Here is an 11,635-nt window from a genome sequence, read left to right on the forward strand (position 1 = left end):
GGCTTTTTATGTTATACCAGATGATCATTCAGGCCATAATAGGCGAGGAGTAAATCTACCATTCGTCCATAACTTTTTACACCACCTGCCTGAGCGTTGGCTTTTAAGTAAGTGTCATTGGCAGCTGTTGAGATACGGGAAACCGCTCCTTGATGATTTTGCCAATAAATTTGATTTTCCATTAAATCGGATAAAGCTTCCTTTGGTACCTGTGCTAATATACTTTTGTATTCTTCTTCACTACTGTCTTTACATAGCGCGTTTAAAGCAAAACTCAAAGCATTCATAGCACCACTGTAACGTAACTCTGTTGATTGAGAATTTGAACAAGCTAAGTAAGCTATAAACCCAGCATCATCTTCACGGATATATCCTCGCAAATGAGCAAGTTCATGACAGATGGTATAAGGCTTTACGTAGTTTACAACATCATTATTGTAGTTTGCTTCAATTGTATAGGGCGAAAATAGCCCAGTTAAGTTTATATCTGACATCCACGATGACATAATAACAGGTTTAGGATTAGGATAATACCCCTTAAGAGAAGGATATTCTTTGCCTAAAGTAATCATAGCTTGCTTTGTTTGATTCTGTAATGCGGTAGCATCCATTTCATCTGAAAATTCATCGAGGCTTACAGTATCAGATATATCGCCTATAAGCAATAAGCAAAGATTAACTAAATCATCATGGGAAGAGGGGGCTACAATCATATCCATATCCTTAGAAATCCCATCCCGAGAATAGTTCATACTACATGATAAAGTAATCATTAAAAAAATAGTACTACAAAAGCATAGGGTAAGGACTATGACTCTGGGTATATGTAATAATAACTTATGCCTGCGACTCTTAGCCAAAAGACTGTGTAGAGCAACTAAAAAAATTAATATTGTGCAGAAACTTAATACATATATACTGATTTCCAAAAAAGAAAATGGAAAAATTGAAAAAAAACGTCCAAAAGTATTTGGAAGTAGGGGGAATATATAAGCTGAATATAATTGACCTAAATTAGGTGATTTACGAACAAGAAATATTAAAGCGGTACATAAGACAGGAGTCAGGCCCGCATAAAGTAAAAAATATTTATAATTTTTAATAAATGAAATCGTCTTTATATACATAGTAAGCTCCCCCTTAAGTTGATTAAACAAGTTCAATTTAATTATACAGTAAAAAGTATAATTGTACGACAAAATAAACAAAATTTAATCATGTAAATTGTTGGACATTTTTAAGGATTAAAATGGTATAATAAGAAATGATGAAGTGACAGGAGGAAGAGACTTAATGAGCCGTTTTTTTAGTAATAAGTATAATAATTTAAAACCGTATACGCCAGAGGAGCAAATACAGCAAAAAAAGACTATAGTATTAAATACTAATGAGAGCCCTTACCCAGCAAGTTCTTTTGTTTATAGGTCTATTGATCAGTTTGAGGTAGACAATTTAAGAAAGTATTCTGATCCAGATGCTAACAAGCTGGTTAAGGCTATAGCAGAAAATTTTGGTGTAAATGAAAACCAAGTGGCTGTTGGTAACGGCTCAGATGAAATTCTCGCATTTTCATTTATGGCATTCCAAAACCAGGATAAAAGATTTTATTTTCCTAAAGTTAGCTATGAACTTTATTCTGTTTATTCAGATGTTTTTGGAGTAAATAAAATTGAAATACCACTAGCAGAAGATTTAAGCATAAACCCAGAAGATTATTTTAATTTAGATGGGACGATTGTCATAGCTAATCCGAATACACCAACAGGTATTGCACTGACAGCTGCTGAAGTTGAAGAGATTGTCAGAACAAATAGAGACAATTTAGTAATTATTGATGAGGCTTATGTAGACTTTGGTGCAGAGAGCTGCGTTCCATTAGTGGAAAAGTTTGATAACTTATTGGTGATACAGACTTTCTCAAAATCAAGAAATTTAGCAGGGGCAAGAGTTGGGTTTGCAATTGGGAATTCAGATATAATAGCAGATTTAAATCGAATTAAGTTTTCATTTAACCCTTACAATATAAATAGATTATCAATTATTGCTGGAACAGCAGCTATGAAGGATAAGGACTATTTTAAAAAATGTGTCAATGAAATAAAAAAAACAAGAGAAAGATTTAGAAAAGAAATGGAAGCGTTAGGATTCAGTGTGTTTAACTCTAAGGCAAATTTTGTATTTGTCAGAAATGATGCTTTAAATGGCAAAGAGTATTGTAATGCTTTGCGTGATAAAAATATACTGGTAAGACATTTTGATAAGCCTGAGATAGTGGATTATGTAAGAGTTACTATAGGTATGCCAGACCAAATGGAGGCTTTTGTTAAAGTAACAAAAGATATTTTAGGCATTGAAGAACCCAGTGAACATTAATCTGAAGGATTCAATTCAATAAATAAGAAAAAATGGACTGTCATAAAACGGTCCATTTTTTTTTAATACTTATGGGATAAAAAAACTACGACTATAAGTTTTCATCATTTTCTAATTGTTTATTTAATTTCTTGATTCTGCGCTGAGCCGCATTCCTATAAAAGTAGTCAAATAAAAGCATAAGCACTAGTAAAACCATAAAGATTGGAATAACTACAGCCAAAATGTATATAGGAGGGAAATCATATTTTAGATAATTTCCAATTCCCACAACTAAACTTGCAGCTAAAGAAGACGTAACATAAAGGAGCAGATTAGCTTTAGGATTCTGCATTTCTTTAGTATATAAATTCCCCTGTCTGACATCTAGAGCGATATTAAGAATGCAGACTATAAGCAGAATGCCTAACTCAGGCATATAGTGCTGAGGGGAGGCAGTAAATATAACAGACTGCACAATTACGCTAAAACCCAGCAGAAATATTGCCACAGTCCAGCAAATCTTAACATTTTTTAAACTTTGTAATTCTTGTCTTTCATCTATAATTTTCTTATTTTTCATAAACATCCTTCTCAACCTCCCAAAATAATTCATCAAGTGTTTTATTTAATGCTTTGCAAATTGCCACACATAAGTTTAATGTAGGGTTATAATTGCCAGCTTCTATCATCCCTATAGTTTGTCTGGTTACGCCTACTTTTTCAGCAAGCTGCTCCTGTGATAAATCACATTCAATTCTTGCTATTTTCATCTTTTTATTCTTCATAAAATCCCCTCCTGTAGGTACAGTATATGATATATAAAACCAAATGTCAAATATATATTACATTTTAAATAAAATAAATTACAAAATGTATAATAGTTGGTGAGATGCCACCTAAAGTATTGTTTACTAAGATTAGAATATTTCTAATTTTCGAAAAATAGCTTTGAAACTTTAATAAGATATGGTATAAATATATCTTAATACAGAAATATAATAGATAAGTTATTTGAAAGTAGTAAGTATTATAGAAAAGCTAAATAAGAGGTAAACAAATGTATATATCGTTAAATGAAATATTGAAAAATAGCATATTTAAGAGTGTTACCATATTGGCCGGAGAAGCAGGCCTTAACAGGAAAGTAAAACGAATATCCGTATTTGACTGCCCCTGTAATAAAGATATTTTAAATAGGAATACTTTAATAAATGGTGATTTGTTTATTACATGCCTGGAACAGTTTCAAGATAATAAAGATGGGATTTATGATTATATAAATGCCCTGATTATGACAAAGAGCAGCGGGCTGCTTATAGTAACTGATGATTGTATTGATACTATTACAAAAGATATTATAAAAATTTGTGACGAAAGCGATTTTCCTTTAATATTGATTAAAGAAGATGTGCCCTATGCAGTGATAATGGATACTGTAAATCAATATATTGCTATTGAGAATTTAAATGCTATAAATACTTTGAAGTTAGACAAAATTATGTATGGCAGTGTTTCCAATAATGAAAAAATGGAGATATTATACAGCATTAACCCTAATATAGGACAGTATCTACGTACCATATATGTAGATGGAGGATTTGATTCTGCAATAGAAGAACTAAAGACTCATATACTATATTTAAATAGTCGAGATGATATTTTTGTAAGAAGTAACAATTATTATATATTTATTTTAAGTGCTGACGACATAAAATACCTGAAGCACCATTCGGATGCTACAGCTCTTAAGGTAAAAGAATTCATAAACAATCCAAAAGTAGGTTATAGCAGGATTTATTCTCGGAAGGATATCAGCAAGGCACTTGAAGAGGGAAAACGTTCCTTGGAAACAGCAAAAACCATGAACATGTCATTTCAGGAATACAATCCCTTATCAGTCATGCAGCTGTTAGTTTCTGTAAAGGATACACAGGAGGCTCATGATTTTTATGAGGCTTATGTAAATGCTATAAGGGATAATGTGTCAGCAGAAAACTTAAAGGAAATTCTCCTTACCATGGAGATTTATGTAGCGAATTCAGGAGATTATAAGGCTACAGGTAAGATTATGAACCAGCACGAAAACACTATCAGATATAGAGTAAATAAGGTAAAAGGCGCATTGAATATGGAAACGGATAATATTAAATTCAATGAAACGATTGCTATTGCAGTAAAACTCAGAATCTTAATGAATGAAATCTTTTACTGAAAATATTACAAAAAAATATTGTATTTTTTGTAAAAATAATAAAGAACTTCTCTCAGAATATTTGTATAATTGAGAAAAATTGAAAGGAGAGGAGAAAATGGTGGAAAAAATGAAGAGTAGCAATATTGAGACTACTACATTGGAAAAAGTACCTTTGGATCAAAGAAAAAACTGGATTGAAGTAGCTTTGATTCAAGCGGGAATTATGATTTGCGTTCCCAGCCTTATGCTGGGAGGGATACTTGAGGCTAGTATGTCATTAAAAAATGCAATTATTTCAGGTTCAATCGGTTATTTAATAGTAATAGTGCTGTTTTCGCTTATGGGAATTATGGGCAGCGATTTAGGCGTTCCTACTTGCGTGACAGTAATGGGTGGTTTTGGGAAAAAGGGTGCACGATTTATTATAAGTACACTTATCTTTATTTCTATGATTGGATGGTTTGCAGTACAAACCAGTGTTTGCGGAAACGCTTTTTCTAATTTGACAGATAGGTTTTTCCACTTGTCAGTTCCGCCTACAGTTTCTATGGTGATTTGGGGTGTAATAATGCTGGTAACAGCAGTCTACGGAATAAATGCGTTAGATAAGCTGAATAGGGTGGCAGTACCTGCATTATTTATTGTAACCATTGTAGGGTGCTTTCTGGCATTACATAAATATGGTACAGAGAATCTGTTCGTGGAAAATACAGCTCCTACAATGACCTTGGTGCAAGGCATTGTGCTTACGGTAAGCTTTATGGCAGCGGGCTGTCTTGCAGCTTCGGATATTACCAGATATCAAAGAACTAGAAAAGACACAATTTTATCAAGTGCTATAGGGGTGGCACCGGCAGGTGTACTGATGGTTATACTTGGTGCTGTTATGGCTAAGGTGGCACAGCAGTATGACATAACTCTAGTGTTTTGTGACATAGGGATACCTGTACTTGGCATGTTGGTTTTGATAGCTGCAACTTGGACAACCAACACTACTAATGCATATTCGGCGGGAATAAATGCCGTATTAATGTTTAATCTAAAGGAAAATAAGCGTGCTATGGCGACAATGGTTTCAGGGCTTGTTGGTACCGTTTGTGCAGTGCTTGGGTTTGCAAACCATTTTGAAAGTTTTTTGTATATATTAGGTGATGCCTTGCTTCCGACGATGGGTGTTATTTTGGCTGATTACTGGATTATTGGTAAGGGAAACTCAGAAAATTACAAAGCAACAGATGATTTTAATTGGATCGGAATATTATGCTGGCTGGTAGGATATGGTGTAATTAAGCTGATTCCTTATGGAGTACCTTTTGCACAGGGAATTGCAACATCAGCAGTGTTGTATTGTATTCTAATTAAACTTATAAAACAAAAAGTAGTTAAATAGAAAATCCAAAAGGGCTGTTGCACTAAAACTGGGAAAAAATTAGTGCACAGCTCAATTTTAATGTCTTTTATGATAATGCTGTAATGGAATTATTCTACAGAGTAGAAAAAATAGAGCTTATTCAGGATTCCAAGTATGGTAATCCTGAATAAGCTCTATTTTTAGATTTTAAATACATTGAACTATACTATTACACAAAGCAAATTCATTCTGCTCCATTGCGTTATTATTTAACAGGAGACAGTAACGCCAGCTCTGAATCTACGATTTGACCTTCTTTCATGATTAGTTTATCATCAAGCCAAACAGTTGAATTCAAACAGATCCCGTCTGTGTGCGATTTGGCATCTTGTCCGTCAGGTGCAGCATCAATTGGGCTTACATATCCAATTCCCCATTCTGTACATCCCCATACTCTTTCATCTTCTACAACATTTCCAGTTAACTTCGCACCAGGATTAAAACCATAAGCTATATGTGCCATCTTCAGCATACCTTCATCATTAAATGATTTTAGGAATTTTTCATATTCAGCAGCTTCAGGACCTCCCTCAAGTTTTACGATTTTACTGTCTTTAATTGTAAGAACAACTGGCTGAGATGGGATTTTACCAAATGGTGGTGTAATAGTTCCGTCAAATACAATTTTTCCATTAATAGTACCAAATTTAGGAACCACATTAATCTGGCCTGTAAGCATATGCATTCCTGGTTTTGTTGCATTACCACAGTCGTTACATACACGATGATTTGAATCAAGGTCGAAACTTACATCTGTACCAGCTGGGGTAGTTACGTGCATCTTTTTAGCCTGTTCGTGTCTCTTTGTAAAATTTGTCATAAAGATTTGAAGAGCAGGTGTCTCAACTTTCCCAACAGTCCGAATTAAAAGCTCCTTTGAAAAATCAACAAGACACATGTACCTTAACTTCGGATTTTTTTCCATAGCAATTTCAAAGGGTGTTGAATAAAGCAACCATTGGTGGTTAAATTCAATCCACACATCGGTACTAAGTAGTGCTCCGGTCAAAGCTTCCAAAGGAAGGTCTGGGTCTGCAGCTTTTCCTACGCCTCCTGGAGTAGGCATAACAATGGTCATAGGAGTTGCTCCCGCAGCATAGGCACTGGCGGCCACTGCGTTTACCAGTTCCATATCGGACATGGTATCAGCAGTAATTATAACGGTTTCTCCTTTTTTTACGCCGAAGATTTCATTAATTAATTTGTCGGCAGATCTTTGTAACTCAAATTCTAACATTCTATCACCTCTCAATTTAAATTTGAATTCATTATATTATTTAAGCGATATTAACGCATTGTAATTATACAAAATATAAGGTGGTTTTTTTAAAATAATTACAAAGAAACTTTTGCTTTTTACATTTATAATAACTAAATAAATAAAGGAGGTTTTCAGATGGATGTAAAAAAATTTATTAATAAAAATAAAGACAAAATAATTGAAGATATAGCTACGTTAGTGGAAATTCCTACTGTTTATTCGGAAGGAACGGAAGGAAAGCCTTTTGGAGACAGTATTGCAGAAGGTCTGGACACTGTTCTTGAGATGGGTAGGGAAATGGGCATGCAGGCAAAAAATATTGATGGGTATGCTGGTGAAATTACGGCAGGTACAGGAAATCGAACAATAGGTGTATTGGCGCATATTGATGTGGTTCCAGCAGGGACAGACTGGAATACAGAACCTTTTAAATGTAAAAACAAAGATGGTAAGCTTTATGGAAGAGGAACTATGGATGACAAGGGACCATTGGTGGCTGGATTATATGCTATGAAATATTTGATGGATAATAATAAGATTCCCAAAGATTCCGCAGTTAAGCTCATAATTGGTGCTGATGAGGAAGAAGAGTGGAGATGTATGAAGTATTATAAGGAGCATGTCCACCCACTGCCGGAATATTCCATTGTGCCTGATGGGTATTTCCCTTTGATATTCTGTGAGAAAGGATTGATTGATTTTGATTTATCACAGGAGTTTTACAATGATAAGGCTGCAGTGGTTAAAGTTGTAGAAATAACTGGAGGGACATCGAGAAATATAGTGCCAGGAAATGCTATATGCAAGTTGCTGGTGGACGGAGAAGTGAAAAAAGCATTAATAAATCAGCTTAAGCAGTTTAAGGAAATTGAATGTTTAGAAATAGAGAATGGGTTGAAGCTGAATGTCACAGGGAAAAGCACTCATGCTATGTCACCGGAAAAGGGACTGAATGCTATAAGTCTCTTACTGGAGGTTTTGGGAAAAGTTAAAGCAACAATTTCTAATAGGGTTTTTATAGAAACATATAATAAATATATTGGTATGAATTATAACGGAGAAAGATTTGGTTGTGGCTTCAATGACGAACTGTCTGGCAAATTAACATTAAATGTGGGAATTATTTCATTAAAAGAAAACCATGTTTCTATGGAAATGAATTTGAGATATCCGGCATCTATGAAATGGGAAATTGTAAAAGAGGCAATGATGAAAACCATAAAAGAGGCGGGGTTTTCTTATAAAGAAAAGTCATATCTGCCACCTGTATATATAGACCCAGATTCGGATTTTGTCCAAGGGCTAATGGATTCATATAGAAGAATTACTGGAGACATGGAAAATCAGCCTTTTGCTATAGGAGGAGCCACTTACGCCAGAGGTATTCCAAATGCTGTTGCGTTTGGACCCCTTTTCCCTGACGAAGAGGAGCTTGCCCATGAGGCTAATGAATTTATATCAATTCGAAGCTTGGAAAAAATGACAGAAATATACGCAGATGCTTTGGAGCAATTATTAAGGAGGTATTAGAGACCGGATGCAGACAAGTATAATAACTAATAAAGAGAAAATAAATGAGGAATCACAAAAAATTATTGGGACTAACCCTATATTAAAAAAAGCATTTAGTTTAGAAACATTAGTATTTATCGGAATCTTTGGAGCAATATTTTATGCTTTGGGGACAACTATGGGACCTATAAATATGGTAAATACCCTTATGAATACTGCATATTCCCTGCTTATTAATACTGTACTCTATATAATGGCTATTGCAGTTATTGCGGGAGCTGTATCGGGACTTTTAACGGAATTTGGTGTTGTTGCGGCAATCAATAAAATATTATCACCATTGATGAAACCTTTGTATGGTTTGCCCGGTGCAAGTATAGTGGGAGTAGTTACTACGTATTTGTCAGATAATCCTGCTATATTGACCCTAGCACAGGATGATAATTTTAGAAGATATTTTAAGAAGTATCAGCTTCCCGCTTTAACAAATATAGGAACAGCTTTTGGAATGGGTCTTATTGTAACTATGTTTATGATAGGCATAAGAAGTCATGATGGAAGCAGCTTCATGGTTTCAGCTTTGATTGGTAATATAGGAGCTGCCATTGGAAGTATTGTAAGTGTAAGGTTAATGATTATGAAAACCAAAAGAATCTTTGGGACTGAGGAGTATGCTGAAACTAAAACTGATCAATGCCGGATTGATATAAATCATAGGATTGTCAGAAATGGCAGTATAGGTGGGCGATTTATGGATGCAATGCTGGAGGGCGGGAAAAATGGAGTTACTATGGGGGTTGCAATAATACCAGGTGTGCTTATGATATGCACCTTTGTTTTAATGCTGACCAATGGCCCGGGTGAGGGAGGCATGTATACAGGAGCAGCTAATCAAGGTGTTGCATTTCTTCCCTGGCTGGCAGAAAAACTAAACTTTGTTCTATTACCACTGTTTGGTTTCACTTCGCCGGAAGCTATCTCTGTTCCGATTACAGCTTTGGGTGCTGCAGGTGCTGCTATAGGGCTTGTACCGGATTTGGTTACAAAAGGGCTGGCGACAGGCAATGATATAGCGGTGTTTACGGCCATGTGTATGTGTTGGAGTGGCTATCTGAGTACTCATGTTGCAATGATGGATAGTTTGAAATTTAGGGAACTAACAGGGCACGCAATTTTATGCCACACAATAGGAGGTATTTGTGCAGGTGTTAGCGCACATTTTATATTTCTTATGGTATGCTGACAATTAAAAAGTTTAAATAAAAAATTTAATATTATTTATAGATAATCCCAGAAGTAAAAAATCTGGGATTTTTTTATCTGTGTTTGAAGCGATTTATTGACACATTTTTTTTAACAGCGTATACTTAAATGTATCGAATTATGATATAACGATAAACGTTACAAGACAAATACACAACATAATATAATTATTAAATTCTAAATAAACGGGTAACTTAAATCTTAGGACTAGGGAGATAGAGAATGAAGCATATTTTTAGGGACTTTAATTTTGACATATATGACTATAAAGATGCGGAAAAATTTTTGAATGAAATGGCATTAAAGGGTTTTGAATTTAAAGGGACTGGAAAAGGTTATATTAAAGATATTGCTATGTTTGAGAAAAACCATAAAGCAAAAAATCTTAAGTATGCAATTGATGTTCGAAAAAATCTGCTAAATAGTGAAAGGGAACAGTATTATGAATTTTACAAGGATTTAGGCTGGAGGAATATTGATTGTTTTAATGATAAGCTTCATATGTTTGTAGCTGAAAAAGAAAATGCCTTTCCATTGTATACAGATGAATTAACAGAAATGGAGAATTTCGGAAAAGCAATAAAAAGGGATAATGAAATATTTAAGTATTTATTGATGGCAGTATGTATGGTTGCAGCCATGGGAATAATAATAGCTGAAGGCGGAAAAGAATTTAATCGGCTGGTGGCTTACATAATTATTGTGTATTTTGGGTGCTTTGCACTCTTCTCAATTCTTGAAATAATCGCTAATCTGGTTTGTATTCGGCGCTTCAGTAAACATATGCAAACGGGTGGAGGAATTCCAGCAAGCAGATTAAAAAAAGAGCTGAGATTATGGGAGAGCTTTTTCTCAGTTGTAGCAATTAGTGTATTTCCACTTATTATAATAGTTAGCTATTCCTATGAAATATGGAGTAAGGGGTTAAATAGTATCAACTTATACGGGAGCGGCTGGGAGATTGTACTACTTATTATACTTTGTACACTTTCGATACCAATCGAATTAGCTGCTACATATATGCTCTTTTTATATCCAGAAAAAGAAAAGTATAAACTATTTAGTTATATTGGCTTTTTCATGTTTTATATCAGTATATTCCAGTATTTTCGTACATATCTGGGATGCAGATAAATGAATGGAGGAAACAATGGCAAGAGAACAATTAAAAACACTGACAGAACCAATGTATTATGTTCTGCTTTCACTTATAAAAGAGAACCATGGATACGGAATTATGCAGATGATTAGTGAACTTACAGAGGGCAGGGTTGCTGTGGGTGCAGGAACTTTATATGCACTTTTAGGAAGATTTGAGAAAGAAGAAATTATCTTCCAGGTTGCAGAAGAAAACCGAAGAAAAATTTATAAGTTAACCGAGAAAGGCCAGAATATTTTACAGGAAGAATTGCAGAGGCTAAATAAAATGGTTAGTGACGGACAGAAATTTTTTGAATATGATGGGGAAAGACCTGCGCCGCCAGATGATAATACAGGAAGTGGAATTTCTATGCCTATTACTGAAGAGGTTTGTAATAAAGAACAACAAATTTTCAAGGAAAGAGAAAAAGGTTTTACCCTTGGAGGATTTGGAAAAGGAGCGCTAATACCAACATAAAAGAAGGGGATATAGTAAGTA

11 protein-coding genes are annotated in these 11,635 nt (G+C 34.5%); 7 read left to right on the top strand and 4 right to left on the bottom strand.

Going from position 1 to position 11,635, the window contains the following annotated elements:
- Positions 1-11 precede the first annotated feature (11 nt).
- Positions 12-1,127 carry a DUF3810 domain-containing protein gene (locus tag RTW14_RS00385; RefSeq protein WP_312647307.1) on the bottom strand — a complete coding sequence of 372 codons (1,116 nt, stop codon included), beginning with the start codon at positions 1,125-1,127 and terminating at the stop codon, positions 12-14.
- Positions 1,128-1,293: 166 nt separating this feature from the next.
- Here RTW14_RS00385 and hisC point away from each other — a divergent pair, with 166 nt between their 5' ends.
- Entirely contained in the window at positions 1,294-2,373 is a 1,080-nt protein-coding gene (gene hisC / locus RTW14_RS00390) for a histidinol-phosphate transaminase (protein WP_312647308.1), read from the top strand.
- Positions 2,374-2,464: 91 nt separating this feature from the next.
- Here hisC and RTW14_RS00395 read toward each other — a convergent pair whose 3' ends face one another.
- Both RTW14_RS00395 and RTW14_RS00400 read right to left on the bottom strand, forming a co-directional pair.
- Entirely contained in the window at positions 2,465-2,935 is a 471-nt protein-coding gene (locus RTW14_RS00395; protein WP_312647310.1) for a DUF6773 family protein, read from the bottom strand.
- Complete coding sequence (locus tag RTW14_RS00400) at positions 2,925-3,140, bottom strand: helix-turn-helix transcriptional regulator (RefSeq protein ID WP_312647312.1); 216 nt, start codon at positions 3,138-3,140, stop codon at positions 2,925-2,927. The genes RTW14_RS00395 and RTW14_RS00400 overlap by 11 nt, the downstream gene beginning before the upstream one ends.
- Before the next feature lie 272 nt (positions 3,141-3,412).
- On the opposite strand from RTW14_RS00400, the gene RTW14_RS00405 reads away from it, so the two are divergent.
- Both RTW14_RS00405 and RTW14_RS00410 read left to right on the top strand, forming a co-directional pair.
- Positions 3,413-4,567, top strand: a complete 1,155-nt coding sequence (locus tag RTW14_RS00405) for a PucR family transcriptional regulator (RefSeq protein WP_312647313.1) — start codon at positions 3,413-3,415, stop codon at positions 4,565-4,567.
- Between the two features lie 97 nt (positions 4,568-4,664).
- Entirely contained in the window at positions 4,665-5,939 is a 1,275-nt protein-coding gene (locus RTW14_RS00410) for a cytosine permease (RefSeq protein WP_312647314.1), read from the top strand.
- Between the two features lie 226 nt (positions 5,940-6,165).
- Here the strand turns inward: RTW14_RS00410 and RTW14_RS00415 are convergent, their stop codons facing one another.
- Entirely contained in the window at positions 6,166-7,197 is a 1,032-nt protein-coding gene (locus tag RTW14_RS00415) for an aminopeptidase (protein WP_312647315.1), read from the bottom strand.
- A gap of 159 nt (positions 7,198-7,356) precedes the next feature.
- Between RTW14_RS00415 and pepV the strand changes: the two genes are divergently transcribed.
- The 4 genes from pepV to RTW14_RS00435 all read left to right on the top strand — a co-directional run bounded on the left by pepV (position 7,357) and on the right by RTW14_RS00435 (position 11,614).
- Positions 7,357-8,751 carry a dipeptidase PepV gene (gene pepV, locus RTW14_RS00420; protein ID WP_312647316.1) on the top strand — a complete coding sequence of 465 codons (1,395 nt, stop codon included), beginning with the start codon at positions 7,357-7,359 and terminating at the stop codon, positions 8,749-8,751.
- A gap of 7 nt (positions 8,752-8,758) precedes the next feature.
- Positions 8,759-9,976: a CD0519/CD1768 family membrane protein gene (locus tag RTW14_RS00425; RefSeq protein WP_312647317.1), complete on the top strand. Its 1,218-nt coding sequence runs from the start codon at positions 8,759-8,761 to the stop codon at positions 9,974-9,976.
- Between the two features lie 242 nt (positions 9,977-10,218).
- On the top strand, positions 10,219-11,130 hold the full coding sequence (locus RTW14_RS00430) for a DUF2812 domain-containing protein (RefSeq protein WP_312647322.1): 912 nt from the start codon (positions 10,219-10,221) through the stop codon (positions 11,128-11,130).
- A gap of 16 nt (positions 11,131-11,146) precedes the next feature.
- Positions 11,147-11,614, top strand: coding sequence for a PadR family transcriptional regulator (locus RTW14_RS00435; RefSeq protein ID WP_312647324.1), 468 nt, complete (start codon positions 11,147-11,149; stop codon positions 11,612-11,614).
- Positions 11,615-11,635 lie beyond the last annotated feature (21 nt).

Source organism: Aminipila sp., assembly GCF_032051575.1.
Taxonomy (GTDB): domain Bacteria; phylum Bacillota; class Clostridia; order Peptostreptococcales; family Anaerovoracaceae; genus Aminipila.

Bases quoted from the DNA above. Each gene is read 5' to 3' on its own strand.
- pepV (WP_312647316.1), top strand. From the start codon at position 7,357: ATGGATGTAAAAAAATTTATTAATAAAAATAAAGACAAAATAATTGAA.
- RTW14_RS00430 (WP_312647322.1), top strand. From the start codon at position 10,219: ATGAAGCATATTTTTAGGGACTTTAATTTTGACATATATGACTATAAA.
- RTW14_RS00410 (WP_312647314.1), top strand. From the start codon at position 4,665: ATGGTGGAAAAAATGAAGAGTAGCAATATTGAGACTACTACATTGGAA.
- RTW14_RS00400 (WP_312647312.1), bottom strand. From the start codon at position 3,140: ATGAAGAATAAAAAGATGAAAATAGCAAGAATTGAATGTGATTTATCA.
- RTW14_RS00395 (WP_312647310.1), bottom strand. From the start codon at position 2,935: ATGAAAAATAAGAAAATTATAGATGAAAGACAAGAATTACAAAGTTTA.
- RTW14_RS00435 (WP_312647324.1), top strand. From the start codon at position 11,147: ATGGCAAGAGAACAATTAAAAACACTGACAGAACCAATGTATTATGTT.
- hisC (WP_312647308.1), top strand. From the start codon at position 1,294: ATGAGCCGTTTTTTTAGTAATAAGTATAATAATTTAAAACCGTATACG.
- RTW14_RS00405 (WP_312647313.1), top strand. From the start codon at position 3,413: ATGTATATATCGTTAAATGAAATATTGAAAAATAGCATATTTAAGAGT.
- RTW14_RS00415 (WP_312647315.1), bottom strand. From the start codon at position 7,197: ATGTTAGAATTTGAGTTACAAAGATCTGCCGACAAATTAATTAATGAA.
- RTW14_RS00385 (WP_312647307.1), bottom strand. From the start codon at position 1,127: ATGTATATAAAGACGATTTCATTTATTAAAAATTATAAATATTTTTTA.
- RTW14_RS00425 (WP_312647317.1), top strand. From the start codon at position 8,759: ATGCAGACAAGTATAATAACTAATAAAGAGAAAATAAATGAGGAATCA.